The organism is Streptomyces sp. NPDC096323, assembly GCF_040302845.1.
Taxonomy (GTDB): domain Bacteria; phylum Actinomycetota; class Actinomycetes; order Streptomycetales; family Streptomycetaceae; genus Streptomyces.
Genome location: NZ_JBEOSI010000008.1, coordinates 439,562 through 465,042, shown reverse-complemented (window position 1 = coordinate 465,042; position 25,481 = coordinate 439,562). Strand labels below are relative to the sequence as shown.

General features: G+C 72.8%; 27 protein-coding genes. 12 read left to right on the top strand and 15 right to left on the bottom strand.

The features are described 5' to 3' along the window. The first annotated feature begins 202 nt into the window (after window positions 1-202). Window positions 203-1,501, top strand: coding sequence for a DUF6986 family protein (locus tag ABTX18_RS24305; protein ID WP_352124842.1), 1,299 nt, complete (start codon window positions 203-205; stop codon window positions 1,499-1,501). Window positions 1,502-1,525: 24 nt separating this feature from the next. Here the strand turns inward: ABTX18_RS24305 and ABTX18_RS24300 are convergent, their stop codons facing one another. Further along, window positions 1,526-2,554 (bottom strand): LacI family DNA-binding transcriptional regulator, encoded by a 1,029-nt coding sequence (locus ABTX18_RS24300; protein ID WP_352124841.1) that lies wholly within the window; start codon window positions 2,552-2,554, stop codon window positions 1,526-1,528. Window positions 2,555-2,734: 180 nt separating this feature from the next. Between ABTX18_RS24300 and ABTX18_RS24295 the strand changes: the two genes are divergently transcribed. Further along, window positions 2,735-3,691, top strand: coding sequence for an ROK family protein (locus ABTX18_RS24295; RefSeq protein ID WP_352124840.1), 957 nt, complete (start codon window positions 2,735-2,737; stop codon window positions 3,689-3,691). Window positions 3,692-3,755: 64 nt separating this feature from the next. Here the strand turns inward: ABTX18_RS24295 and ABTX18_RS24290 are convergent, their stop codons facing one another. From ABTX18_RS24290 to ABTX18_RS24280, 3 genes are all read right to left on the bottom strand, one after another. Next, on the bottom strand, window positions 3,756-3,992 hold the full coding sequence (locus ABTX18_RS24290) for an SCO4226 family nickel-binding protein (RefSeq protein WP_352124839.1): 237 nt from the start codon (window positions 3,990-3,992) through the stop codon (window positions 3,756-3,758). 126 nt (window positions 3,993-4,118) lie between these two features. After that, window positions 4,119-4,649 carry an excalibur calcium-binding domain-containing protein gene (locus ABTX18_RS24285; RefSeq protein ID WP_352124838.1) on the bottom strand — a complete coding sequence of 177 codons (531 nt, stop codon included), beginning with the start codon at window positions 4,647-4,649 and terminating at the stop codon, window positions 4,119-4,121. A gap of 523 nt (window positions 4,650-5,172) precedes the next feature. Next, the gene (locus ABTX18_RS24280) at window positions 5,173-5,916 is read right to left on the bottom strand and encodes a VOC family protein (protein WP_352124837.1); all 744 of its coding nucleotides are present in this window, start codon (window positions 5,914-5,916) and stop codon (window positions 5,173-5,175) included. Window positions 5,917-6,197: 281 nt separating this feature from the next. On the opposite strand from ABTX18_RS24280, the gene ABTX18_RS24275 reads away from it, so the two are divergent. Next, window positions 6,198-6,464, top strand: coding sequence for a hypothetical protein (locus ABTX18_RS24275; RefSeq protein ID WP_352124836.1), 267 nt, complete (start codon window positions 6,198-6,200; stop codon window positions 6,462-6,464). A 122-nt stretch (window positions 6,465-6,586) separates the two neighbouring features. Here ABTX18_RS24275 and ABTX18_RS24270 read toward each other — a convergent pair whose 3' ends face one another. Next, the gene (locus tag ABTX18_RS24270) at window positions 6,587-6,766 is read right to left on the bottom strand and encodes a DUF8839 family protein (protein WP_352124835.1); all 180 of its coding nucleotides are present in this window, start codon (window positions 6,764-6,766) and stop codon (window positions 6,587-6,589) included. Between the two features lie 217 nt (window positions 6,767-6,983). Between ABTX18_RS24270 and ABTX18_RS24265 the strand changes: the two genes are divergently transcribed. After that, window positions 6,984-8,021: an NUDIX hydrolase gene (locus tag ABTX18_RS24265; protein WP_352124834.1), complete on the top strand. Its 1,038-nt coding sequence runs from the start codon at window positions 6,984-6,986 to the stop codon at window positions 8,019-8,021. Here ABTX18_RS24265 and ABTX18_RS24260 read toward each other — a convergent pair. Continuing rightward, window positions 7,980-8,690, bottom strand: coding sequence for an MBL fold metallo-hydrolase (locus ABTX18_RS24260; RefSeq protein WP_352124833.1), 711 nt, complete (start codon window positions 8,688-8,690; stop codon window positions 7,980-7,982). The genes ABTX18_RS24265 and ABTX18_RS24260 overlap by 42 nt on opposite strands. Window positions 8,691-8,778: 88 nt before the next feature. After that, on the bottom strand, window positions 8,779-10,143 hold the full coding sequence (locus tag ABTX18_RS24255) for a dipeptidase (RefSeq protein WP_352124832.1): 1,365 nt from the start codon (window positions 10,141-10,143) through the stop codon (window positions 8,779-8,781). A 183-nt stretch (window positions 10,144-10,326) separates the two neighbouring features. Between ABTX18_RS24255 and ABTX18_RS24250 the strand changes: the two genes are divergently transcribed. Then, window positions 10,327-11,541, top strand: a complete 1,215-nt coding sequence (locus tag ABTX18_RS24250) for a geranylgeranyl reductase family protein (RefSeq protein ID WP_352124831.1) — start codon at window positions 10,327-10,329, stop codon at window positions 11,539-11,541. Window positions 11,542-11,596: 55 nt separating this feature from the next. Here ABTX18_RS24250 and ABTX18_RS24245 read toward each other — a convergent pair whose 3' ends face one another. After that, window positions 11,597-12,055 (bottom strand): nitroreductase family deazaflavin-dependent oxidoreductase, encoded by a 459-nt coding sequence (locus ABTX18_RS24245; protein WP_352124830.1) that lies wholly within the window; start codon window positions 12,053-12,055, stop codon window positions 11,597-11,599. 127 nt (window positions 12,056-12,182) lie between these two features. On the opposite strand from ABTX18_RS24245, the gene ABTX18_RS24240 reads away from it, so the two are divergent. The 3 genes from ABTX18_RS24240 (at window position 12,183) to ABTX18_RS24230 (ending at window position 15,149) form a co-directional block, all read left to right on the top strand. Further along, window positions 12,183-12,980, top strand: a complete 798-nt coding sequence (locus tag ABTX18_RS24240; RefSeq protein ID WP_352124829.1) for a TetR/AcrR family transcriptional regulator — start codon at window positions 12,183-12,185, stop codon at window positions 12,978-12,980. Window positions 12,981-13,098: 118 nt separating this feature from the next. Then, window positions 13,099-14,487: a sensor histidine kinase gene (locus ABTX18_RS24235; protein WP_503061196.1), complete on the top strand. Its 1,389-nt coding sequence runs from the start codon at window positions 13,099-13,101 to the stop codon at window positions 14,485-14,487. Next, window positions 14,484-15,149 carry a response regulator gene (locus ABTX18_RS24230; RefSeq protein WP_352124828.1) on the top strand — a complete coding sequence of 222 codons (666 nt, stop codon included), beginning with the start codon at window positions 14,484-14,486 and terminating at the stop codon, window positions 15,147-15,149. The genes ABTX18_RS24235 and ABTX18_RS24230 overlap by 4 nt, the downstream gene beginning before the upstream one ends. Here ABTX18_RS24230 and ABTX18_RS24225 read toward each other — a convergent pair. From ABTX18_RS24225 to ABTX18_RS24215, 3 genes are all read right to left on the bottom strand, one after another. Next, entirely contained in the window at window positions 15,110-15,424 is a 315-nt protein-coding gene (locus tag ABTX18_RS24225) for a DUF6332 family protein (RefSeq protein ID WP_352124827.1), read from the bottom strand. The two genes, ABTX18_RS24230 and ABTX18_RS24225, sit on opposite strands and share 40 nt — an antisense overlap. A gap of 49 nt (window positions 15,425-15,473) precedes the next feature. After that, on the bottom strand, window positions 15,474-16,229 hold the full coding sequence (locus ABTX18_RS24220; protein ID WP_352124826.1) for a maleylpyruvate isomerase family mycothiol-dependent enzyme: 756 nt from the start codon (window positions 16,227-16,229) through the stop codon (window positions 15,474-15,476). A 78-nt stretch (window positions 16,230-16,307) separates the two neighbouring features. Then, entirely contained in the window at window positions 16,308-17,528 is a 1,221-nt protein-coding gene (locus ABTX18_RS24215) for an MFS transporter (protein WP_352124825.1), read from the bottom strand. Between the two features lie 166 nt (window positions 17,529-17,694). Here ABTX18_RS24215 and ABTX18_RS24210 point away from each other — a divergent pair, with 166 nt between their 5' ends. Beyond that, window positions 17,695-18,909, top strand: coding sequence for an ROK family protein (locus tag ABTX18_RS24210; RefSeq protein ID WP_352124824.1), 1,215 nt, complete (start codon window positions 17,695-17,697; stop codon window positions 18,907-18,909). Window positions 18,910-19,029: 120 nt separating this feature from the next. On the opposite strand, the gene ABTX18_RS24205 is transcribed toward ABTX18_RS24210, so the two are convergent. Genes ABTX18_RS24205 through ABTX18_RS24190 form a run of 4 tightly spaced genes read right to left on the bottom strand, consistent with a single transcriptional unit; the run spans window position 19,030 to window position 21,530 of the window. Further along, the gene (locus tag ABTX18_RS24205; RefSeq protein WP_352124823.1) at window positions 19,030-19,935 is read right to left on the bottom strand and encodes a phosphotriesterase family protein; all 906 of its coding nucleotides are present in this window, start codon (window positions 19,933-19,935) and stop codon (window positions 19,030-19,032) included. Further along, window positions 19,929-20,510, bottom strand: a complete 582-nt coding sequence (locus tag ABTX18_RS24200) for a DUF4865 family protein (protein ID WP_352124822.1) — start codon at window positions 20,508-20,510, stop codon at window positions 19,929-19,931. The genes ABTX18_RS24205 and ABTX18_RS24200 overlap by 7 nt, the downstream gene beginning before the upstream one ends. A gap of 10 nt (window positions 20,511-20,520) precedes the next feature. Then, window positions 20,521-20,919: a (R)-mandelonitrile lyase gene (locus ABTX18_RS24195; protein ID WP_352124821.1), complete on the bottom strand. Its 399-nt coding sequence runs from the start codon at window positions 20,917-20,919 to the stop codon at window positions 20,521-20,523. A 41-nt stretch (window positions 20,920-20,960) separates the two neighbouring features. Then, window positions 20,961-21,530 carry a TetR/AcrR family transcriptional regulator gene (locus ABTX18_RS24190; protein WP_352124820.1) on the bottom strand — a complete coding sequence of 190 codons (570 nt, stop codon included), beginning with the start codon at window positions 21,528-21,530 and terminating at the stop codon, window positions 20,961-20,963. 200 nt (window positions 21,531-21,730) lie between these two features. Between ABTX18_RS24190 and ABTX18_RS24185 the strand changes: the two genes are divergently transcribed. Genes ABTX18_RS24185 through ABTX18_RS24175 form a run of 3 tightly spaced genes read left to right on the top strand, consistent with a single transcriptional unit; the run spans window position 21,731 to window position 25,355 of the window. Beyond that, a complete protein-coding gene (locus tag ABTX18_RS24185) occupies window positions 21,731-22,021 on the top strand; it encodes an SHOCT domain-containing protein (protein ID WP_352124819.1) in 291 nt (96 codons plus the stop codon). After that, entirely contained in the window at window positions 22,018-22,788 is a 771-nt protein-coding gene (locus tag ABTX18_RS24180) for an ABC transporter ATP-binding protein (protein WP_352124818.1), read from the top strand. Before ABTX18_RS24185 ends, ABTX18_RS24180 begins: the two co-directional genes overlap by 4 nt. Further along, window positions 22,785-25,355 carry an ABC transporter permease gene (locus tag ABTX18_RS24175; RefSeq protein WP_352124817.1) on the top strand — a complete coding sequence of 857 codons (2,571 nt, stop codon included), beginning with the start codon at window positions 22,785-22,787 and terminating at the stop codon, window positions 25,353-25,355. Before ABTX18_RS24180 ends, ABTX18_RS24175 begins: the two co-directional genes overlap by 4 nt. Window positions 25,356-25,481 lie beyond the last annotated feature (126 nt).

Sequence of the window (25,481 nt, the reverse complement as noted above, 5' to 3'; positions counted from 1 at the left end):
CCCACCCGACAGAGTCCACCGCCGACAGGGGCTGCCCCCCCGGCTGCTCTTCCCCCCCGGGGGGGGGCGCCCGGTTCACCCCCCCCGCCGCCCCCGCGCCGTTTCCGGTCACCATTGACGCACGTACGGCGGGCTTATAACTTCACTATACGGATTGTTGATTCCGGGAAGCGGAAACAGCGAGAGCGTGGAGGGTGCGGAAATGGGTCAGCAGGAGAAGGTGGCGACGAGCCTCGCCGGTGCGGTCAGCGACGGGATCAGCGCCTCCCTCAAGGCGGTGGACGCCGAACTCGCCCGCCGTTACCCGGGCGACCCGGGGACGCGCCAGCCCATCCACACGGTCTACGTACCCGGGGACACCTTCACCGCAGGCACCCTCCGATCCTGGGGCGACCAGGCGCTGGCGGCGCTCGACGAGCACGCCCCCGACGCCGCTTCGCTCGCCGCGGTCCTCGGCATCCCGGACGAGCTCGCCGGACCCGTCCACGACCGCGTGCGCGCCAAGTTGAGCCGTGAGCCCGTCGAGGACCTGCGGATCGACTTCGAGGACGGCTACGGCCCCCGGTCCGACGCCGAGGAGGACGAGGCCGCGGCCCGCGCGGCCCGGCTGATCTCCGAGGCGTACGCGAACGGCACCGCCGCGCCGTACATGGGCATCCGGATGAAATGCATGGAAGCCGCCGTACGCGACCGGGGCATCCGCACCACGGACGTGTTCCTCACGGGCCTGATCGAAGCGGGCGGCCTTCCCGACGGGCTCGTGCTCACCCTGCCCAAGGTGACCTACCCCGAACAGGTCACCGCCTTCGTCCAGCTCCTCGAAGCCTTCGAGGAGGCGCACGCCCTGCCCTCCGGGCGGCTCGGCTTCGAGATCCAGATCGAGACGAGCCAGTCGATCCTCGCAGCCGACGGAACCGCCGCCGTCGCCCGCATGATCGACGCCGCGCAGGGCCGGGCGACGGGCCTGCACTACGGAACGTTCGACTACAGCGCCTGCGTCGGAGTCAGCGCCGCGTACCAGGCGAGCGACCACCCGGCGGCCGACCACGCGAAGGCCGTGATGCAGGTGGCCGCCGCCGGCACCGGCGTACGAGTCTCCGACGGCTCCACCAACATCCTGCCCGTGGGCCCGACCCCCCAGGTGCACAAGGCCTGGCGGCTCCACTACGGCCTCACCCGGCGCGCCCTGGCCCGCGCGTACTACCAGGGCTGGGACATGCACCCGGGCCACCTCCCGACCCGCTACGCGGCCGTCTACACCTTCTACCGCGAGGGCCTCGAGCAGGCCGCGGCCCGGCTCGCCGCCTACGTGGCGAAGTCGGGGGGCGACGTGATGGACGAACCCGCCACCGCCAAGGCGCTCAGCGGCTACCTGCTGCGGGGCATCGACTGCGGAGCCCTCGACACCGCGGAGGTGGCCCGGCTGACCGGGCTCACCCGCGCGGACCTGGACGCCTTCGCCTCACCGCGGCGTGGCGGACTGACCGTGACGACGCCGTAGTCCGCCGGCGCCCCGCCGCCCGGCTCAGGCCGGGCGCAGCTCGCCCGAACCGCGGGGGATCAGCCTCGTCGGGAGCTCGACGCGTGCCGGTGCGTGGTCGGCGCCGTCGAGCCGGCGGAAGAGGTGTTCGGCCGCGGTGCGGCCGACGGCCGCCGCGTCCTGGGAGATGACGGTGATGCCGAGCAGGTCCGCGAGCTCGATGTCGTCGAAGCCGACCAGGGCGGCCGGGCGTTCGCGGCCTGCCAGTACGCGTACGGCGGTCACCGTCACACGGTTGTTCCCCGCGAACAGTGCGGTGACCGGTTCGGGGCCGGAGAGCATGGTCTCGGCGGCCAGGCGGACCCGCTCGGGCTCCGTGGAGCCGAGCGAGACCCAGGAGTCCGCGACCGTTATCCCGGCGTCGGTCATGGCGGTGTGATACCCGCGCAGGCGCTCGGTGGCCGTGTGGATCCGCGGCTGGTCACCGATGAACCCGATCCGGCGGTGGCCGTGCGCGATCAGATGGGCGACGCCTTCGCGGGCGCCGCCGAAGCTGTCCGAGAGCACCATGTCGGCCTCGATCCGGCCGGCCGGACGGTCCACGAAGACCGTCGCTATGCCGGCCTTGATCTCCGGTTCGAGATAGCGGTGGTCGTCCCCGGCCGGGATCACGATGAGCCCGTCGACCCGCCGCGCGCACAACGCGAGCACCAGTTCCTGCTCGCGCGCCGGGTCCTCGGCGCTGGAGCCGTTGATGAGCAGGGCGCCGTGCGCGCGGGCCACCTCTTCCACGGCGCGGCTCAGCGGGCCGTAGAACGGGTCGGCGAGGTCCTCCAGGACCAGGCCGATCGACGCCGTGCGGCCCTTGCGCAGCACACGCGCGCTGTCGTTGCGGCGGAACCCCAGCGCGTCGATGGCTTCCTGGACCCGGCGTTCGGTGTCGGGTGTGACGCCCGGCTCGCTGTTGACGACGCGCGAGACCGTCTTGAGGCCCACTCCCGCACGGGCGGCCACGTCCTTCATGGTCGGCCGGTTGCCGTAACGGGGCTCGGGATGACGGGCGGTCTCGGCCACGGTGCGCTGTCCTGTCCTCGGGTACGGGCCGTCCGGAGCCGCCGCGGGGGGCACCGCGGAGGAGGCCGGAGGCTGTGGCGTCGAGCATAGGCCCTGGACAACGTTGTCAGCGGAATGGAGACTGAGCGGACCCCTGACCGAAGCCGCAGGTCCCGCCCCTCACCCCCGGAGTCCCCACCCATGCATACCGACCTCGTCGCCGCTCTCGACATCGGCGGCACCAAGATCGCCGGCGCGCTGGTGGACGGAGACGGCACGCTCCGCGTGCGGGCGCAGCGTCCGACCCCCGCCCGCGAGGACGGCGCGACGGTGATGACGGCGGTGGCCGACGTCCTGACGGAGCTGTCCGCGTCGCCGCTGTGGGCCGGGGCCACGGCCGTCGGCATCGGCAGCGCGGGCCCGGTGGACGCCGTCGCCGGAACCGTCAGCCCCGTGAACGTGCCCGGCTGGCGGGACTTCCCGCTGGTGGAGCGGGTGAGGGCGGCGACCGGCGGCCTCCCTGTCGAACTGGTCGGCGACGGCGTGGCGATCACGGCGGCCGAGCACTGGCTGGGTGCCGCCCGCGGCCACGACAACGCCCTGTGCATGGTCGTGTCCACCGGCGTCGGCGGGGGGCTCGTCCTCGGTGGTGTCCTCCACCCCGGCCCGAGCGGCAACGCGGGCCACATCGGGCACATCAGCGTCGACCTCGACGGCGACCCGTGCCCGTGCGGCGGGCGCGGCTGCGTCGAGCGCATCGCGAGCGGCCCCAACATCGCCCGCCGCGCGGCGGAAGGCGGCTGGCGCCCCGGGCCGGACGGCGACGCGACCGCGGCGGGGGTCGCGGCGGCGGCACGGGCGGGTGACCCGGTCGCCGTGGCCTCGTTCGAACGGGCCGCACAGGCCCTGGCCGCGGGCATCGCGGCGACGGCCACCCTGGTCGAGATCGACATCGCGGTGATCGGCGGGGGAGTGGCCGGCGCGGGCGAGGTGCTGTTCGCCCCGCTGCGCAGCGCGCTGCGGCGGTACGCGGCGCTGTCGTTCGTCCGGAAACTGACCGTGGCGCCTGCCGTCATGGGTAACGACGCCGGGCTGGTCGGCGCGGCGGCAGCGGCCTTCGCCGCACGGGCGGGTGCGGACGGGGCGGTCTCCGTCTGAAGCGTCGTGCTCAACAGGCCGCCCCGGCGGCGGGGCTTGGGCGGGCCGACGCGCCAGGCCGTTCTCAGGTGGCGAGGGGGACGGGATGCACCTCGTCGGCCCGGTGGCCGGCACGTGCGTGGATGCGCTGAACCGCTTCGGCCGAGGGCGCCTCGGAAAGGCAGTAGACGGTACCGGACGCCGGATCCGTCCATGCCTTCTCGAAGTGGACGCCTTCTTCCTTCTCGATCGCCAGGTCGGCCTGATGCGCCTGCATCAGCTGGTCGGACGTGATGTCCTTCATCCCGTGATGGACGTCCATGAACTGAACTGAGGCATGGTGACGCATCCCCTTCCGGCATAGAGGGGCGGCCGGACCAGAGCTGCCAAGTCGCCGGCGGCTCCGTGCCGCTACCTCCAGCCTGCTCCTGTGCGGGGGCGGGGGCGACTATTCGCAGGCGACACCGTCGCCGTCGCGGTCCAGGTGGGAGTCGTAGCCGGGGTCTCCCGTGCGAATGGGTGCGGCGCCGGCTGCCCGAACGGCAGAACAGTTGGCGTAGTACGTCGCCTCGTCGCCGCCACCGCCGTCGTCCGACCCGGAGCCGCCGGAGGTGCCGGAGTCGGGTGCGGCGGTGACCGTCACTGTCTTGGTGACGGCAGGCACCGGCTTCGCACGGGCCGTGACGGTCTCCGTGACCGCGGGCCGGGGTTCGGCCGACGCGGTCGCGGTCGCTGTGACGGTCACCGTGGGGGCCGGCGTCGCCGTGGCCGTGGCGGTCTTCTCGGTCGTGGCGCCGTCGTCCGCCGCGCCTATGCCGACGCCGATGAAGAACAGGACCGTCGCTGCGGGAATGATGATCCGTTTCCTGGTCCAGCCGGGTCGGCGCGCGGGTGGCGTCGGACTCGTATACGGGTCGGGGCCGACGGGCTGAGGCGGCTGTCCCCATGGCGGCTGGCTGGACGGCGGGTTGTGCGACATACGTCCCCCTGAAAGTGCGTGGAGAGGCGACGGTAGCGGCGCCGTCGGCAGCGCGGGAGGGCAATGTTCCGGTAGTGATGAAGTTGTGATCAAGGTGTGGAGGTGGAGTGGCCCTCTTGGGTGCGTCGCACCTTCCTGGCGGCGGCCGAACGGGACGTGCGCGCGTTCCGGCTTTCTTGCTGCGCCGGCACGGAGCTGCGATTCTGGCCGGTGCCTGGACAAGGGAAGAGGAGGCGGCGGCAGGAGGCCGAAAGACAGCGGCTCGCCGCTCGCACGGCGCCGGACGTGGGGAGGTGGGAAGTGATCTTCGAGACAGGGGACGAGGCGGAGCTTCACGCGCAACTGCGCAGCCTTCGGGAGACGCGAGTCGACGAGGCGACGATCCGGATCGACACGCTGTGCGGCCGCCTGGCGCATCCCACCACCTACCGGCTGAGCGGTTCGTCGCGGCCCGCTGAGAGGCCGTTCGTGGCACGGGCGGACGGCCTGTGGAAGGCAGGCCGTATGGCAACAGCCTCTGCCGTCAGGGCATCTGTACGGAGAACTCGTTGCCGTCGGGGTCGAGCATCGACACCCTGCTGCCTCCGACTCCGACTCCGGCTCCGACATCGCTTTCGCCGGCGTCGGCGCGCGTCGCGCCCAGCGAGGTCAGACGGTCGATCTCCGCTACCCCGTCGGCGCCGGCCGGGAGCGCCAGCTCGAGGTACAGCCTGTTCGTGCCCGCTTTCGGCGCCACCGGCGGGCCACCCCAGGTGATCTTCGTGCCGCCGTGCGGTGACTGGATCGCCGTCTCCTGGTCCTGGTCCCAGACCAGCGGCCACCGCAGGGCCCTGCTCCAGAAGTAGCCGACCTCCTGCGTTCCGTCGCAGGCCAGAGCTCCGATGAGTCCGGTGTGGGCGAGGAACTCGTTGCCGGGCTCGATCACGCAGAACTCGTTGCCGTCCGGATCGGCGAGCACCACGTGTCCGTCCTCCGGGAGTTGACCCACATCGATGTGTTTCCCGCCGATTTCCAGCGCCCGGGCCACCGTCTGCCGCTGATCCTCCAGAGAGGTGCTCGTCAGGTCGAAGTGCGCCCGGTTCCGGCCGGTCTTGGGCTCCCGGCCCGGCAGGAAGCGGATGCGGAACCCGTCCGGATCAGGGGGCAGCACCGCCACCTCGTCGTCCGGACCGGCGGCCAACTCCCAGCCCAGGAGCCCGGACCAGAACCGTGCCAGATCGGCCGGCCGATTCGCATGGAAGCAGATCGCAGAAAGTTGGCTGGTCATGTCTCGAGTGTCCTCGCGTCGAAGAGGCTGACGAGTGCCCCACCGGAGCGGCCCGGTTGGAGTCCAGGCCAGGTAACCACTCCCGGCTCATAGGCCCGGATGGCCGAGAATGTTCGGACAGTGCCGCCCACGGGTTCCGGGTGGCATCGGTCCCGGTCATCTGGTGATTGAACCGGTACGCAGCGGAAGGATCAAGGCCCGAACGCGCACGTGTGCCGCCGAACGAGTCACACGGGCCGCTCACCGAGGACGTTGTCAGTGGCGGGTGCGATCCTTCATGCATGGACGAGATCATGCGGCGGCGGGTGTACGGCGCCGATCACGACGACCCGGATCCGGGCCCGCAGCCTGGGCGGGTCTACAGGGAGCTGGTGGGCGGCCCGCTCGACGGGCTGCTGCTGGACGTGACCGGCTGGACGAAGGTGGCCCTGGCGGACGGATCCGCCCTGGTCACAGAGATCGGTGCCTACGGGGCAGGCGGCCGGGCCGAGTACGGGCCGCGGGCGGAAGACCCGAACAAGTGGGACTGGCGGGGCGACACGCCCTGACGTCGCCCCGAGGGCGGCGCGGACGGGAGCAGGGATCCTCCAGCCGGTCGGACTGACCGCGGCCCGGCGGTTCGTCCCGCGCCGCCGGACCGGGCCAGGCGGCTCGTCCCCGCCGCCGGACGTCAGCGGCCCCGGTCCGAGGACCGCTGCGGGAGGACGACCACGAGGAACGCGTCCTGCTCCAGATTCATCACGACCTCCGCCGCGACTCCCTCGCCGCGGCGGGCCGCCGCGAACTCCTCCGCGGGCCGACTGCCCCGCGGGCCTCCGGCGGGAAACCGCTCAAGTACGGTGCGACGCACGGTCCGCCCCCTGTCGTTCGTATCGCTGCCCGCTCCAACGACGTACCGCCGCCGCCGTTACGGCCGGACGCCTCCGGTGGCGGGTGCCGTTCCCGTACCGGAAGTCGCCGGCCGGCCACCGGGCACTGTTGCGTTCGCGCACCGCCATCGCCACAGTCGTGTTTTCACGGCAGGGTGTGGCGGGCAAGCCACAGGGGGCTACGGAAGAGGGGGAACCGTGATCGTCTGGATCAACGGTGCGTTCGGCGCGGGCAAGACCAGCGCCGCGCGTGAACTGATCGATCTGATCCCGAACAGCACCTTCTACGACCCGGAACTGACCGGCACGGGACTGGCGTCCCTGCTGCCGCAGAAGAAGTTCGCCGAGGTGACCGACTTCCAGGACCTGCCGATCTGGCGGCGTCTCGTGGTGGACACCGCGGCAGCGCTGCTCGCCGAAGTCGGCGGGATGCTGGTGGTGCCGATGACGCTGCTGCGACAGGAGTATCGCGACGAGATATTCGGAGGGCTCGCCTCCAAACGCATCATGGTCCGTCATGTACTGCTCTCACCCGAGGAAACGATCCTGCGCCAACGGATCGCCCACCGGGCCGAATACGCCGACGGCCCGGAGCCGGCCGACCGGACCGGGCAGTGGGCGTTCGACCGCATCGAGCCGTACCGCTCGGCGCTCGGCTGGATCAGCCGGGACGCCCACACGATCGACAACAGCGCACTCACGCCCCGCGAGACGGCCGAACTCATCGCCGAGGCCGTGCGCACCGGGGCGGCTCCGGCCTGCGAGATCGTCCAGACACCCGACCCCACGGCGGAGACCGTCGCGGCCGGCGTCCTGCTCTTCGACGAACACGACCGGGTACTGCTCGTCGATCCCACCTACAAGCCCGGCTGGGAGTTCCCCGGAGGCGTGGTCGAGCCGGGCGAAGCGCCGGCGCAGGCCGGAATCAGAGAGGTGGCCGAGGAAATAGGCATCCACCTCGAACGGGTGCCCCAACTGCTCGTCGTCGACTGGGAGGCGCCCCGGCCGCCCGGATACGGAGGGCTGCGGCTGCTCTTCGACGGCGGGACGCTGACCGGCGCGGACGCCGAGCAGCTGATGCTGCCCGGTTCGGAACTGCGCGGCTGGCGGTTCGTCACCGAGGAGGAGGCGGCCACCCTGCTGCCCCCCACCCGGTACGAACGGCTGCGCTGGGCGCTGCGCGCCCGCGAGCGCTCATCCGTGCTCAACCTGGAGGCCGGAGTCCCGGTCGGCTGAGGCACGCATGACCGCGACCGCGTCGCTGGTGAGGGGCTCACCGTGGCCGAAGCAGACCGTGGCCGCCTCCAGTGCGGCCAGCCGCCGGAACGAGGCCACGGCCTGCTCACGGTCGATGTTGAAGACGCCCAGCATTACGCCCCCCGCCTCCGCGACGCAGTCACCCGTGAACAGCACCCCGTGGCGGGGCAGATGGATACCGATGGCGCCCGGCGTGTGGCCGGGGGAGTGCACGACCCGTGCCCCGCCGCCGAACGGCAGCACCACACCGTCGGACAGTTCGGTGTCGACCCGGGTCGGCGGCGCCACGGGCACGGTCAGCCCGTGCTCGTACAACGGGCGCTCCCAGTCGAGCAGCACGGGATCGCCGATCTCCTCCTCGCCGCGGATCACCGGTGCGTCGAGCCGGTGAGCCAGGATCTCGGCGCCGTGCCGGTCGGCGAGCTCCTGGGCCGCGCCGTAGTGGTCGCGGTGGCCATGGGTGAGGACGATCCGGGCGATGCGGGCGGGGTCGTGACCGAGCCCGCGCACCGCATCCTCGATGGCGGGCGCCGCGTTCACGTCGCCCGCGTCGATCAGGGTCAGTTCCGTCCCGTCGCGCCAGAGATAGGCCTGGCCGATCCGGAAGCGGAACATGTGCAGCTGCGGAAGCACCTCGACGAGATCCATGCGGCAAACGTACGCAGCGGCGGGCGTCCGCCGCACGGATCTACGCTTCGGGCGAGCTTCGCTCAGCGCGTAGCGGCGCAGGCGATGCTCAGACGGCCTTCGAGGCGGCGTAGTTCCGCAGGAACAGCGCCTCGGCGACCGACAGCCGCTCCAGCTCCTGGGGGGACACGCTCTCGTTCACCGCGTGGATCTGCGCCTCCGGCTCGCTGAGCCCGATCAGCAGGATCTCCGCCTGCGGGTACAGCTCGGCGAGCGTGTTGCAGAGCGGGATCGAGCCGCCCATGCCCGAGGACTGCATCTCCTGGCCCGGGTACGCGATCCGCATCGCGTCCGCCATCGCGGTGTACGCCGGGCTCGTGATGTCCGCGCGGAACGGCTGTCCCTGACCGACCTGCTCCACCGTGACCCGCGCGCCCCACGGGGCATGCGCCTCCAGATGCGCGATCAGCAGCTTCGTCGCCACGGCCGCGTCCTCACCCGGCGGCACCCGCAGACTGATCTGCGCCCGCGCGCTCGCCTGCACCGAGGGCGTCGCGCCGACCACCGCGGGGCAGTCGATCCCGATGACCGTGACCGCGGGGCGTGCCCAGATCCGGTCCGCGACCGTGCCCGTGCTGATCAGCTCGACCCCGTCGAGGACCTTGGCGTCCTTGCGGAACTCCTCCTCCGGATACTGCAGGCCGTCCCACTTCGCGTCCGTCGTCAGGCCGTCCACGGTCGTCGTGCCGTCTTCGGCGCGCAGCGACGCGAGCAGCTGGATCATCGCGGCGAGCGCATCGGGAGCCGCGCCGCCGAACTGGCCGGAGTGCAGGTTCCCCTCGAGCGTGTCGAGCTGCACCCGGAGCATCGTCATTCCGCGCAGCGTCGAGGTCACGGTCGGCAGACCCACCCGGAAGTTCCCGGTGTCGCCGATCACGACGGTGTCGGCCGCCAGCAGCTCCGGATGGGCCTGTGCGTACTGCTCCAGGCCCCCGGTGCCCTGCTCCTCCGAGCCCTCCGCGATCACCTTCACCGAGACCGGAATCCCGCCGTTCGCCTTCAGGGCGCGCAGTGCGAGCAGGTGCATGATGAAGCCGCCCTTGCAGTCGGCCGCGCCCCGGCCGAACCAGCGCCCGTCCCGCTCCGTCAGTTCGAACGGCGGGGACAGCCAGGCGGACTCGTCGAGCGGCGGCTGCACGTCGTAGTGCGCGTAGAGCAGCACGGTGGGCGCACCCGCGGGGCCGGGCAGGAAGCCGTAGACGGACTGGGTGCCGTCGGGGGTGTCGAGCAGGGCGACATCCTGGAATTCCTCGGCGCGCAGCGCGTCGGCGACCCACGCGGCGGCCGCCTCGCACTCGCTCTTCGGGAACACCGCGGGGTCCGCCACCGACTGGAAGGCCACCAGCTCGGCCAGCTCCGCCTTGGCGCGGGGCATGAGCGAGGCGACGGTCTCGGAAATCGGACGGGCGGTCATGGGCACGCTCCTGGTAGGTGCGACGTTATGTGTACGTATCCGGGTACATGAACGCCAGGAGTGCGGCGTTGCGGGTACGACGGAGGTCCGGCCGATCCTCCCACAGCAGGTTTCGGCCGCGACGCGCCGTAGGATGCCGGGAGCAGCTTGGGCCACTGGTCGGATCGGGAGCAGAAGCACATCGTGAGCAGCGAGAACGCAGACGCCGGACATGAGCACGAAGACTCGTCCGTGTGGGACGTCGTCGTAGTCGGCGCAGGACCGGCGGGAGCCTCCGCGGCATACGCGGCGGCGGTCGCCGGCCGACGGGTACTGCTCCTGGAGAAGGCGGAACTGCCCCGTTACAAGACGTGCGGCGGCGGCATCATCGGGTTTTCGCGCGATTCTCTGCCGCCCGGTTTCGAACTGCCCCTGCGGGACCGGATCCACGCGGTCACATTCTCGCTGAACGGCAGACTGGCCCGCACCCGCCGTTCCCGGCGCATGCTCTTCGGCCTCATCAACCGCCCCGAATTCGACGCGGGGCTGGTCGAGGAGGCGCAGAAGGCCGGTGCCGAACTCCGCACCGGGGCGACGGTGTCCCGGGTGGAGCAGCACGGTGCCGCGGTGCCCGACCGGCGCACGGTCGCGGTCGTGCTGTCCGGAGGCGAGACGGTGCTGGCCCGTGCGGTCGTGGGCGCGGACGGCAGCGCCGGGCGCATAGGAGCACATGTCGGGGTGAAGCTCGATCAGGTGGATCTCGGTCTGGAGGCCGAGATCCCCGTGCCGGAGACGGTCGCCGAGGACTGGGCGGGCCGGGTGCTGATCGACTGGGGCCCGATGCCCGGCAGTTACGGCTGGGTGTTTCCGAAGGGCGACACGCTGACGGTCGGTGTCATCTCGGCGCGCGGCGACGGTGGCGGCACCAAGCGGTATCTGGAGGACTTCATCGCGCGGCTCGGCCTGGCCGGCTTCGAGCCGACGATCTCCTCCGGCCATCTGACGCGCTGCCGCAGCGACGACTCGCCGCTCTCGCGCGGCCGGGTGCTCGTCTGCGGGGACGCGGCCGGTCTGCTGGAGCCCTGGACCCGCGAGGGCATCTCGTTCGCGCTGCGATCGGGACGGCTCGCCGGTGAGTGGGCGGTACGGATGGCGGAGTCGCACGACGCGGTGGATGCCCGCCGCCAGGCGCTCAACTACGCGTTCGCCATCAAGGCCGGGCTCGGTGTCGAGATGAGCGTGGGACGGCGCATGCTGAAGCTCTTCGAGCGGCGCCCGGGTCTGCTGCACGCGGTGCTGACGGGCTTCCGTCCGGCGTGGAACGCGTTCGCGGGCATCACGCGCGGGACGACCTCGCTGGCCGAACTGGTCCGTTCGCACCCGCTGGCGCAGCGGGCACTGTCGGCGATGGACCGATAGGGACGACCGTCGCGCCAGGGCCCGGGCCGGACCGGGACGCAACCGCGATCAGCGGTCAGTTCTCGACGGTGATCCTGAACACCGGGTGGTCGGGGCAGGCGGCCAGCAGTTCGGCGTCCGTCGACTTGGCCGTGATGCCCTGGAAGTACTGGTTGACCTCCCAGCCCCAGCGCTCCAGGTAGGCGCGGATGACGAGCATCTTCTGCTCGTCGTCCGCGACCTCCACGGCGGTGAAGGCGCGCGTCCTGCGGCCCAGCCGCAGTTCGCCCCCGCCCGCGGCCCGCATGTTGCGCACCCACTGCGAGTGCCCGCGGGCGGAGACGAGGTACTGCACGCCCTCGTAGGCGTGGAGATTCACGGGGACGCGCTGCAACTGCCCGCTCTTGCGGCCCCGCACCGACAGTTCCTGCGAACCGAGCAGGCTGAATCCGTGCCGCGCCAGCCACCCGATGACGCTGTTCATCCGGACGGTGAACGGGCTGCCCTGAAGGTAGTACGGCTTCGCCTGCGACATGGGGACCCCCACAGTTTGGGAGAGCGGTGCTCTCGCTTGAGATCAGTGTGCAGGGATCGGTGCCCAAAAGCAAGAGCACTGCTCTCATTGTTGGGCGGTGCTCCCGCTCCGTGGCAGAATGGCACCCATGAGCGCTATCCGAGGAGCCAGGGAACGGGCCCGCATCGAGGTCACCGCCGCCATCAAGGACGAAGCGAGGAAGCAGCTCGCGGCCGAGGGAGCGTCGAAGCTCTCCCTGCGCGCCGTGGCACGCGAACTCGGCATGGTCTCCTCGGCGCTCTACCGCTACTTCCCCAGCCGCGACGAGCTGCTCACCGCCCTGATCATCGACGCGTACGACTCCGTCGGCGAAGCCGCCGAACGCGCGCACCGGACGGCCGTCGCGGAAGGCGCAGCCCCCGCTGTTCCCGCCGGCCACGCGCTGACCGAGGGCGCCGCACCCGCCCGCCCCGCCGCCTCGAAGGCCGCCGCAACCGTCCGCCCCGGCACCCATCTGGACCGCTGGGTCGCGGTCGCGTGTGCCGTACGGGACTGGGCCCTTGCCCACCCCCACGAGTACGCGCTCATCTACGGCTCGCCCGTGCCCGGCTACACCGCACCACAGGACACCATCGTCCCCGCGTCCCGGGTCGGCCTCGTCCTCATCGCCGTCCTCGAGGACGCGCACCGCGAGGAGGGGCTCGCGCTGCCGCCGCTCGCCGAGGAACTGCGTCCCGAGGCCGAACGGATCGCCGCGGATATCGCCCCCGGCCTGCCGCCCGCGGTGGCCGCGCCGCTGGTGGCCGCCTGGGCACAGCTCTTCGGGCTGCTGTCATTCGAGATCTTCGGCCAGTTCCACCGCGTCGTGGAGGCGCGTGAGGTCTTCTTCCGCCAGGCCGTGACGGAGCTGGCCCGCACCGTCGGCCTCCTCGGCGGGCGACGGTAGGGCGGGCGGGAGCACCGGCGAGCGCGCCGGCCCCGTTCGCCGTACTCCCGGGGGAGTACGGGTGATCACCACGCCGGGCGGACGCCGGAGCGCGGGTGTCCGGTCTAGCGTGGCCGGCATGGAAGAGCAGCGCGCACGGACAGGCGGCGGTCCCCCCGGTGAACAGGGCGGACCGTCGCGTCGGCCCCCTTGGGCGCGCGGACGCACGACCGGGCAAGAGGGCCCCGGCGGACGCACGACCGGCCACCGGGATCCGGGCGGACGCACGACCGGGCACCAGGGCCCGTGGGGGTTCTGGAACAACGGGGAGCCGCCGCGCTGGCTGACGGGAGCCTCGGGGCGGCCCGCCGGCCGCCTGCCCTGGGCGTCCACGATCCTGCTGGGTGTTTTCGTGATGGCCGGTTCGGCCTTCGCGGCCCGCGGGCAGCTGGACGAGAAGGCGCCGCTCGACCTCTTCGCCCGGCTGCTCCTCCTCGCCGCCGTCGCGGTCCTGCTGCTGCGCCACCGGCACCCGGTAGTGGCCGTCTTCGGGGCCTCGGCCGCGGCGACGGTGTATCTCGGAGCCGGCTACCCGTACGGCCCCGTCTTCCTGGCCGTCGCCGTGGGCTGTTTCAGCGCCGTCGTCGCCGGGCACCGGCGGGCCGCGTGGTCGGCGGTCGCCATGGTGTGGGCGGGGCATCTCCTGGTGGGGCACTGGCTCTACCGTTGGCTGCCCCCCGACGGCGACAGCGCGTCGCCCTGGGGGCAGGAAGTGGGCGTCGCCGCCTGGGTGGTGGCCATCATCGCGGCCGCCGAGTTCGTCCGCGTACGACGGGAGCAGTGGGCCGCTCAGCGGGCCGAGCGGGAACGTGCCGAGAAGCGGCGGGCCGACGAGGAACGCCTGCGGATGGCCCGGGAGCTCCACGACGTCCTCGCGCACAGTATCTCCGTCATCAACGTCCAGGCCGGTGTCGGCCTCGCCCTGCTCGACACCGACCCCGAGCAGGCCCGAACGGCGCTCACCACCATCAAGACCGCGAGCAAGGAGGCGCTCGGCGAGGTCCGGCAGGTCCTCGACACCCTCCGTACGCCCGGTGACGCGCCCAGGGCACCGGCGCCCGGACTCGACCGGCTCCCTGAACTGGTCGAACAGGCCGCGAGCACCGGACTGACCGTCACCGTCACGACGAACGGGGAGCGCGGGGCCGTGCCGCCCGGCGCGGACCTGGCCGCCTTCCGGATCGTCCAGGAGGCGCTGACCAATGTGGTGCGGCACTCCGGTTCCCGTACCGCAGCCATCAGGGTCGGCTACGAGCGGGACCGCATCACGCTCCGCATCGACGACGAGGGACCCGCCACCGGCACGGACGCCGGGGGCAGCGGCAACGGACTGGCCGGGATGCGGGAGCGGGCCGCGGCCCTCGGTGGCACGATCGAGGCGGGCACCCGCCCCGACGGGGGCTTCCGGGTGCGGGCCGAACTCCCGCTGCCGGCCGGCGGGGCGGCGCACCGGAAGGAGACACCGTGATTCGCGTACTGCTCGCCGATGACCAGCTGCTGGTCCGGGCGGGATTCCGGGCCCTGCTGGACGCCCAGCCGGACATCGAGGTGGCGGGCGAGGCCGCCGACGGCGAGGAGGCCGTCCGTCTGGTGCGTGAACTGAGGCCGGACGCCGTGCTGATGGACATCAGGATGCCGCGCCTAGACGGTCTGGCCGCGACCCGCGCCATCACCGGGGACCCCGCGTTCGACGCCGTGAAGGTGGTCATGCTCACCACCTTCGAACTCGACGAGTACGTCTTCGAGGCGATCCGCTCCGGAGCCTCCGGTTTCCTGGTCAAGGACACAGAGCCGGAGGAACTGCTGCGGGCCGTACGGGCGGTGGTGGCAGGGGACGCCCTGCTGTCGCCGGGTGTCACCCGCCGCCTGATCGCCGAGTTCGCGGCCCGTTCCAAGGAGCCCGCCGCGGCGACCGCGCTGACCCGGCTGACGGATCGGGAGAGGGAGGTGATGGCGCTGGTCGGCATCGGCCTCTCCAACGAGGAGATCGCCCGCCGTCTCGTCGTCAGCCCGCTCACCGCCAAGACGCATGTCAGCCGGACCATGGTGAAGCTCGGCGCCCGCGACCGGGCCCAACTGGTCGTACTGGCCTACGAGTCGGGGCTGGTTCGCCCGGGCTGGCTGGGCTGATCCGGCAGCACGGGGCGGCGCCCGTCCACCTCGCGCTCCACGTCCCGGCGGCCGAACCGCCACAGCACGTCGACGACGCGGCCGAGGAAGACCAGCACGGCCACCACGGCCGCGGTCATGAGCAGTCCGCGGCCCACCCCGCCGCCCGAAGCCAGCAGGTAGGCGGGGGCGCAGACCAGGGCGAACGCGGCCCCGGCGAGCAGGGCTCCGGTCAGCATGGCGAAGCCGATCTCGACGGTCACCGCGTCACGGTCGGCCTGGTTTCGCTGCTCCATGTCCGAAGTGTCACAGGTGCCCGGGCGGGCGGACAAGCCGCCCGCCGGCTCAGGACCAGGTGATCGAGGAGTTCTCGCGCCACAACCGGGCGAGACCCGGGTCGCCGGTCACGGTGAGAGCCGTGAGCGGCAACCGGTTCCAGAGCGTGAGGTAGAGGTCCTGAGCGGTGGCGCTCAGCTCGCAGTCCACGGGCGGCAGCTCGGCCGGACCGTCCTCGCGCACGGCTGCCGGCGGCTCGGTGGAGAGCCGTACGGTCCACACCGTGCCCGTGTCCGTCGCCCGTACCCGCAGTACACGCGGTGTGTCGGTGCGCACCCTGCTCTTCGGGCGGGCGTGCATACCGCGCAGCAACTCGTCGATGCCGTCCACCGCGTGGGCGGACGCCACGGGGGAGAGGGGGCCGCCGCGTGCGGACTCCGCGTCCACCCGGTGGATCGTCGTCTCGTGCGCCTGCCGCCTCGCCCAGAACGCCAGGGGGGACGGCGCCGCGAGAAAGGCCCAGCACTCCAGGTCCTCCGGCGCCCGCTCCAGCGCCTCCACCAGCAGCCGGTGCCCTGTACGGAACCGGTCGAGGAGGGCGGCTCCGTCCAGGTCGGGCTCGCCGGCGTCGGGGACGTACGCGGTGTGGCCCTCGGTCACGAAGGCGGCCGCCCAGGTGTGCACCATCGCGGTGTGCCTGAGCAGGTCCCGCACCTGCCAGCCGGGGCAGGTCGGCACTGATGCGCCGGTGCCCGCCGCCTCGGCCGCGTCCGCCAGCAACCGGCCCTCGGCGGCCAGGGATTGTATGTGCTCCGTGATCTTCATGGCAGGGATTGTGTCAGGGAGCGGCAGGGATTGTGTCAGGGAGCGGCAGGGACCGCGCCAGGCCCTCCTGCGTCGGGTTCACTCATGGGCAGCCGCATGGCGTGCCCCGTATCCCAGTGCCGCCGCGGCCAGAGCCAGCAGCGCCACCGTGGTCAGCGCCACGGGCAGGGAGAACCAGTCGGCCAGGAAGCCGATCGCGGGCGGGCCGAGCAGCATGCCGCCGTAACCGAGCGTCGAGGCCGCGGCCACCCCGCCCGGGCCGGCCAGTTCGCCGGCCCTGCCGACCGCCACCGGGAAGATGTTCGCCAGGCCGAGTCCGGTGACGGCGAATCCGAGAAGGGCGAGCCAGGTGGTCGGGGCGAGTGAGCCGAGCAGCATCCCGGCCGCCGCGGTGCCGCCGCCCGCGACCAGGGTGCGGGTCTGCCCGAGCCGTTCGAGCAGTGCCGTGCCGGTGAGCCGGCCCGCCGTCATGGCGAGCGCGAAGAGCGAGTAGCCGGCCGCCGCCACCCCGGGATGGGCGTGCAGGTCCTGTTCCAGGTGCAGGGCGCCCCAGTCGGCCAGCGCGCCCTCGCCGTACGCGGTGCAGAGCGCGATCACGCCGAACAGGAGCACTACCCGGCGTGTGCGGCCGGTCGGACGGTGGCCGGCCTCCTCGCCGTCGGCCTCCGTGGGGGCGGGCTTCTGCGAGGGGTGGCGCAGCAGGACCGGGCCCCAGTACGCGGTGACGAGCAGACCGATTCCGGTGAGGCAGAGCAGGTGCGCGGAGGGCGAGAGGCCTGCGGCGACCAGACCGCCCAGTCCGGCTCCCAGCATGCCGCCGAGGCTGAACGCCGCGTGGAAGCTGGGCATCACGGGACGCCGCAGTGCGGTGACCAGGTCCACGGCCGCGCTGTTCATCGCCACGTTCGCGCCGCCGTAAGCCGCGCCGAACACCAGCAGGACGAGTCCGAGCGAGAGTGCGGAATGTGTCTGGGCGGGCAGGGCGATGCTGAGCGGCAGCAGGACGCCGCAGACCACGGTCACCGGATGGCTGCCGAAACGGCGGCAGAGCCGGCCGGTGAGCATCATGGTGATCACGGCGCCGGCGGATACGCCGAGAAGTGCGAGGCCGAGGGTGGAGGCCGAGGCGCCGGTCTGCTGCTTGATGGCCGGGATGCGGACCACCCAGCCGGCGAAGAGGAACCCGTCAAGGGCGAAGAACACGGTCAGCGCGGTACGGAGGCGTGTCGACGAGGGTGGGGCGGTGTTGCCGCCCGGTCCCCCCGGCAGTGCCGTCCGCAGTTTGTTTAGTTGCGGCACAAACTCAGCATAGGGGCCCGCGCACGACGGGCGCAAGACGGCCGCCCGACGGACCCGAACGGCGGCTTCCGGGCGGCGGTTCCATGCCCCGGAGCAGGGCGGTGCGGGGCGGCGGCCGGGCGGCGCGGCGTCCGCACCACCTCCGGATCATGGGAGACTCGCCCCCATGAACGGCAAGGGGACCACCACCCGGACGAAGTTGGAGAGGGGCCGCAGCGCGCTCGGACCCGCGCTGGAACTGGTCCACACCGGACGCGCGCCCACCCGCGCCGTCCTCACCTCCGAGCTGGGCGTCACCCGTGCCACCGCCGGAGCGGTCGCCGCGGAGCTCGAAGCGCTCGGCCTGATCCAGGTCGATTCCAGCCCCGGCTCGGCTGCCGGCTCGCAGGGCCGGCCCTCGCACCGGCTGGCCGTGCGCGAGGCCGGACCGGTGGCCCTGGCCGCCCAGGTGCACTCGGACGGATTCAGGGCCGCGCTGGTCGGGCTCGGCGGGCGGCTCGTCGCGACCGCCCCCGGCTGCGTCACCATCACGGCCGATCCCGCGCAGGTCATCGGTGAAGTGGTGGACCACTGCGCACGGTTGCTGCGTGACAGCGGTCTGCGCTGCGTGGGGGCGGGCCTCGCGGTGCCGTCCGCCGTCGCCGAGCCGGAGGGCACGGCCCTCAATCCGCTCCACATCGCCTGGCCCGCCGGCGCACCGGTCCGCGAGATCTTCGCCACCTGCGTCCGCGAAGCAGGCATCACCGGACCGGCGTTCACCGGTAACGATGTCAACCTCGCCGCGCTCGCCGAGCACCGGCACGGAGCCGGGCGCGGGGCTCAGCACCTGCTGTGCGTCGCCACCGGCCACCGCGGTGTCGGCGGTGCGCTCGTCCTGGACGGCCGTCTGCACAGCGGGAGTTCGGGGCTCGCCCTGGAGGTCGGCCATCTCACCGTCAACGCCGAGGGACGCCCCTGCCACTGCGGAGGCCGCGGCTGCCTCGACGTCGAGACCGACCCGCTGGCCTTCCTCACCGCGGCCGGACGTGCCCCCGGCCCCGAGGAGTCGCTGCTCAAACAGTCCGGTGACCTGCTGCGCAACGAGTACGACGACGCGGCGGTGCGCAATGCCGCGGAGGAACTGATCGACCGGCTGGGCCTCGGGCTCGCCGGACTCGTCAACATCCTCAACCCGGACCGCATCATCCTCGGCGGGCTGCACCGCGCCCTTCTGGACGCCGACCCGGAACGGCTGCGCGCGGTGGTCGCGGACCGCAGCCTGTGGGGACGCAGCGGCAGTGTGCCGATCCTGCCCTGCACCCTCGACCACAACAGCCTGGTCGGCGCGGCGGAGCTGGCCTGGCAGCCGGTGCTGGACGACCCGCTCGGCGCGCTCGCCTGAGCACGGGGCGGCCGGCTGCCGCCGCTGCGGAGCCGGCCCTGCGGAGGCCTGGGCCGGCTCCGGCCCTCAGCAGAACTGCGCCGGAGCCCGCGCTCAGGGGAACTGCGCCGGAGCCCGCGCTCAGGAGAACCGCTCCGGAGCCTCGAACGCGAACGCCCGCGCCGGGTTGGCGATCAGCATCGCGTCCACGGCCCCCGCTCCCAGCACCTCGGTCAGCCGCGGGCGCAGCCGGTGCAGCAGGTGCGGCATGCCCGGAGTCTCCGGCACGGTGGTGTCGCCGCCCAGCAGCAACTGCCCGCCGAACCCGGCCCCGACGAGTGCCGCGAGCTCCTCGGGCAGCCGCCAGTCCGTCGCATGATGGGCCCGCGAGGGACCGTCGAACGCGAGGAACGCCCCGGCCCGCGCCACGTCCCGTTGCGCCGCTCCGTCAGGCGACCGGCCGAGATGCCCGAGGATCACGCGGTGCGGCGGAACGCCCAGCGTGCCGCACAGCAGGTCGAGTACGTCCTGCGCGGCCGTGCCGAGCTCCAGGTGGACGGCGATCGGCGCCCCCGTGCGGTGATGCGCCTCGGCGGCCGCCGTCATCGTGAGCCGGGCGTGGGCGTCGACCGTGTGGAAGGCGCCGGCGACCTTGATCAGGCCCGCCCGCACCGGCGTCGAGCCGATCCCGACGGTCAGCTCCGCGACGAACAGCGAGGCGAGACGGTCCCGGATCCGGTCGAGCAGGGCGGCCGGGTAGTGGACGGCCTGGTGCAGACCCGTCGCCGCGACCACATGCGTACCCGTCGCGCGGGACAGCTCCGCCAGCGTGCCGGCCCGGCGCCCCATGCCGTACGGGGTCCACTGGACGACGGACCGCCCGCCGAACCCGCCGAAGGCCCGCAGCCGTTCGGCGGCCGCCGCCGGGTCGTCGAGCTCCTGGCCCGGCAGCACGGGACTGCGCAGGAAGAGGTGGTCGTGCGCGTCGCACACCCCCAGCTCCTCCGCGGGGATGTCGCCGAGCACGGTACGCACCGCGGTCACCACTGGCGCCCCGTCCCGAGCTGGTCGCGCTCCGGCCGGCTGAGATGAAGCACCTCGTAGCGGTCGCCCGCCTCCTGCGGTGCGGCGTGGTCCCAGAGCGTGAAGTGGAGCAGTTCCCAGTGGCGGGGATCGGCGGCCAGCGCCGTGGCGACCGCGCCGGGGGCCTTCGCGAGCCGCCGGCTCTCCTCCAGCGCGGCGTCGACCACGTCCGCGGGGGCGGCCGACGGCGGCATCGGCGAGCGCAGGCGGGTGGCCGACCGGGGGAGTGCGGCTGACGCCGGACCCTCCTCGTACGACAGGCCGGTCCAGTGCTGCACCTCGGGGCGCCCGAAGTCCCGCACGATGCCCTGGAATCCGGGTCCCCAGAGGAAGGTGTTCATGGCCTCGGGCGCGGTCCAGAGGTAGAGCGGCGCGTACTGGTTGACCGGGGAGTCCTCGCCGCACTCCCGCATCAGGTACGCCTTGATGCCCAGCCCCGGGAAGGCGTCCATGAGGTGGCCCCTCGTCGCCACCCGGTCGCGGATGACGCCCATGTCGTAATCGGCGGGCAGGGTGATCTCGTACTGCATCGCGAGCATCGCGCGCTCCTCAGGCCGTCGGGTACTCGGGGACGCGGGCCTCGTTGTGCCAGTGGATGGTGCTGCCGTCGTCGGCCGCCTCGACAAGGGCGAGATGGGTCATGAAGGTGCGCGGGGCGGCGCCGTGCCAGTGCCACTCGTCCGGCTCGATCCAGACCGTGTCACCCGCCCGGATCGCCTCCACCGCTCCGCCCCGGCGCTGCACCAGGCCCTCGCCCTCGGTGACGTGGAGGACCTGGCCGTGCGGGTGGGTGTGCCATCCGGTGTGTCCGCCCGGTGCGAAGTGCACGCTGAACAGCCGCAGCCTGGACGGTGATCCGGGTGCCGCGACCTCGTCGATCCAGACGGTGCCGTTGAAGTGCTCGGCCGGTCCGGGCTGTGTACCGGGCCGGTTCCTGGTGATGCGCATGCGCGAGGTGCTCCTCGGAGTGGATGGCGTACGAGAGTGGGTCAGGCGGTGTCCGTACGCGGGGCGAGCAGCGCCAGCAGTCCGCGGACGGCCGCGTCGAAGGCGTCCGTCGAGCCCGAGGCGCGGGCCAGCACATAGCCGCCCTGTACCGTCGCGACGACGGACGCCGCGATGTCCCCGGGGACCAGCGGACGGGCGAACTCGCCGCGGTCCAGGCCCTCCTGGACGATCGAGGCGAGCCGGCCGCGGAGCCAGGCGATCGTCTCGTCGACGGGCGCGCGCAGTTCCTCGCTCGCGATGACCTCCGGGTCCATCGTCAGCCGCCCCACCGGGCAGCCTCGCAGGACGTCGCGCTCACGCAGCAGATAGCCCGCGATGCGCTCGTACGCCGACCCCGGCGCGTCCAGGACCTGGCCCGCGGCCCCGCGCAGCTCCTCGGCCGTGCGCCGGATGGCCGCCAGTGCCAGATCGGGCTTCCCGGCGAAGTGGTGGTACATGCTGCCCTGGCCGGCACCGGCCTGCTGCTGGATGGCCTTGGGGCTGGTGCCCACATAGCCGCGCTCCCACAGCAGTTCCCGGGTGGCTTCGATCAGACGGTCGGACGTGGTCATGCATCCACTGTACATACCAGTAGGTACAGAATCCAGATGCGGCCACCCGCTGCCGGGAGCAGCCGCGGGACCGCCGTCTACTCCCGGCGGGGTACGCGCACGGCCGCTGGCCGTACGACGACGCGGACCCCCTGCGGAGACAGGCTCGGTGGTGACGGAAAAAGCGTGCAACCGCACCGTGAACCGAGGAGCTGACCAAGATGAACACCCTGGCCTTCGACGGCGGACCCGGACCGTGGGTCCTCCTCTTCCCGCTCGTCTGGGCGGCCGTCGTCCTCACCGTCGTCACCGTCCTGCGGCGCACCGTGTGGCGGGGCCGGCGAGGCCCCTGGCAGGTCCGCGCCGAACGCAACGGACCCGCCGAACCCTCACCGATCACCCTGCTCGGGCGGCGCTTCGCCGCCGGGGAGATCGACGAGGACGAGTACTGGCGCCGCCTCTCCGTCCTCGACGAGCAGTTCGGCACCCATGGCACGGGCGGTGCGGCATGACCACCACCGCTCCCGCCACCACGACCGCCGCCCGCGTCGTCGACGCGGTGAAGGTCTACGGCACGGGCGACACCGAGGTCAGGGCCCTGGACGGGGTGAGCGTGGGCTTCCCGGCCGGCCGCTTCACCGCGATCATGGGGCCCTCGGGCTCCGGCAAGTCCACGCTGATGCACTGCGCCGCCGGACTCGACACCCTCACCTCCGGCACGGCCTTCATCGGCGACACCGAACTCGGCGCCCTCGACGACCGCAGGCTCACCCTGCTGCGCCGGCGCCGCATCGGGTTCGTCTTCCAGGCCTTCAACCTGCTGCCGACGCTCACCGTCGCCGAGAACATCACCCTCCCGCTGGACCTGGCCGGGGAGCGCCCCGACCGGGCGCGGCTGGACGCGCTCATCGACACCGTCGGACTGCGCGACCGGCTGCACCACCGGCCGAGCGAACTCTCCGGCGGACAGCAGCAGCGCGTCGCCGTCGCCCGGGCCTTCGCGGGCGATCCCGACGTCGTCTTCGCCGACGAACCCACCGGCAACCTCGACTCGCGCGCCGGCCAGGAAGTGCTCCGGCTGCTCGGCCGCACCGTCCGGCAGACCGGCCGCACCGTCGTCATGGTCACCCATGACCCGGTCGCCGCCGCGCACGCCGACGAAGTGGTCTTCCTCGCCGACGGCAGGCTCGTCGACCGGATGCCGGATCCCACCGCAGAGCGCGTACTGGACCGCCTCAAGGCGTTCGACCCCGCACCGAGCACCCAGGGGACACCATGACCAGCACCCGCGCCTCCGTGCGCATCGGCCTCTCCTCGCTCCGCACCCACCGGCGGCGCTTCGTCGGCACACTGACCGCCGTCCTGCTCGGCGTCGCCTTCCTCGCCGGCACGCTCGTCATGGGTGACACCCTGCGCGGAAGCTTCGACACCATGTTCGGCAACGCGGCGAGCGGCACCGACGCCGTCGTCCGCAGCACCAACGTCGTCACCGTGTCCGGCGAGCCGGAAGGCACCCGGCAGCCCGTGAGCGCCGGCGTCGCGCAGCGCATCCGGCAACTGCCCCAGGTCGCCGCGGCCGCCCCCGACATCCAGGGCGCCGGCCAGCTGCTCGGCACCGACGGCGAACCCATCGGCGGCCAGGGGCCGCCCACCCTCGCCGGCAACTGGCTCGACGACCCGGAGCTCAACCCGTACCGGCTGGCCGAGGGGCACGCCCCCTCCGCCCCCGGCGAAGTCGTCGTCAACCGCGGCACCGCCGACAAGGGCGGACTGGAGATCGGCGACACGACCGTCCTGCGGACCCCCGACCCGGTCCGCGTCACCGTCGTCGGCCTGGCCACCTTCGGCGGCGAGGACGGCATGGCGCAGGTGACGTACACCGGGATGACGCTCGCCGACGCCGAGCAGCACCTCACGCCGAAGCCCGGCCAGGCGTCGAGCATCCAGGTCCGGGCCGGCCCCGGCACCAGCCAGCACGAACTTGTCGACGCCCTGCGGCCCGTGCTGCCCCCGGACACCGAGGCCATCACCGGGCAGGCGTCGGCCGCCGAGGACCAAGACATGATCTCCGGCGCCTTCCTCGGCCTGTTCACCACGCTGCTGCTCGTGTTCTCCGGCATCGTGCTGCTGGTCGCGACCTTCTCGATCCACAACACCTTCGCCATCGTCGTCGCCCAGCGCACCCGGGAGAACGCCCTGCTCCGCGCGCTCGGCGCGTCCCGCAGGCAGATCCTCGGATCGACCCTCACCGAGGCGGCCGTCGTCGGCGTGCTCGCCTCCGCGGCCGGTCTGGGCGCCGGCTTGGGGATCGCCGCCGGACTCCAGGCGCTCTTCCCCGCGATCGGATTCCCGTTCCCCGACGGCCCTCTCGTCATCAGCGGTGTCTCGATGCTGCTGCCGCTCGCCGTCGGTGTCGTCGTCTGCGTCGGCTCCGCCCTCGTCCCCGCCGTCCACGCCGGACGCACCGCACCCCTCGCCGCCCTGCGCGAGACCGCCGTCGACGACTCGGCAGCCTCCCGGACCCGTGCCGCCACCGGCCTCGTGCTGCTGCTCGGCGCGGTCGGGGTCATCCTGACCGGTGTCCTGGCCGACCCGTCCGTCTGGCTGTCGGCCGTCGGCGCGGTGCTGGCGCTCGCCGCCTTCGTCGTACTCGGCCCGGTCGCCTCCTCGTATGCGGTACGGGTGCTCGGGGCGCCGCTCGGCCGGCTGCGCGGTGCCACCGGGCACCTCGCCCGGCGCAACGCGCTGCGCAGCCCGAAGCGGACCGCGTCGACCGCGACCGCTCTGATGATCGGTGTCGCGGTGGTCTCGCTCTTCACGGTGTTCGGCGCCTCGCTGAAGGCCACGATGGACCAGACCGTCGACCGTTCGTTCGCCGGTGACGTGGCCATCAGCGCACCCGCCTTCGGCGCCGGCGGCAGCGGGCTCAGCCCCCGCCTCGGCCCGGCCGTCGGCCGACTGCCCGACGTGGCCGCCGCCGTCGGCCTCGGCAAGGGCGTCGCGGAGGTCAACGGCTCCGGGCGCGCGCTCACCGTCACCGACCCGGCGGCGCTCTCCGCGGTCCTCGACCTCGGCAAGGTCGACGGGTCCATGAAGGCACTGGGTACGAACGGCATCGCCGTCTCCGACACGGAGGCGGGCAAGCGTGGACTGCACACCGGCTCCACCGCACGGCTCACCTTCACCGACGGCAAGGAGCGGACCTTCACCGTCCGGGCCGTGTACGGACAGCCGGAACTGGCGGGCGACTACGTCATCACCCGGCAGGCCTGGGCCCCGCACCGCGGCCAGGACTCCGACGCGCTGGTCGCCGTCTCCTTCAAGGACGGGGTGTCCACCGCTGACGGCAAGGCCGCGGTCGAGAAGGCCGCCGCCGCGTACGGGAACCCGGACGTGCAGACCCGCGGCGAGTACGCGCAGTCCTCGGCCGGCGGCATCGACATGATGCTCACGCTGGTCTACGCGCTGCTGGCCCTGGCGGTCCTGATCGCCCTGCTCGGCATCGCGAACACCCTCACCCTGGCCGTCCACGAACGCACCCGGGAACTGGGCCTGTTGCGGGCCGTCGGGCAGACCAGGAAGCAGCTGCGGGCCATGGTCCGCTGGGAGTCCGTCCTGGTCGCCGCGTTCGGCACGGCCGGCGGCCTCCTGCTGGGCGGCTTCCTCGGCTGGGTCCTGGTCAAGGCGTCCGAGGGGGCGGGCGACACCGTGTTCGCCTTCGCCCTTCCGCCCGCCCGGCTGCTCGTGGTCGCCCTCGTGGGCATCGCGGCGGGGGCGCTGGCAGGCTGGCGGCCGGCCCGGCGCGCGGCGCGGCTGGACGTGCTCCGCGCCATCGCCACCGAATAGCGACACAAAAGGAGTGGGGGGGGGGGGGGCCCGGGGGGGGGGGGGGGGGGGGGGGGGGGGGTCTGTGTTCGTGTATGTGGACACGAACTAGGCTATGGGTGTGGGGGAGCGGCGGGGACGGGCGCG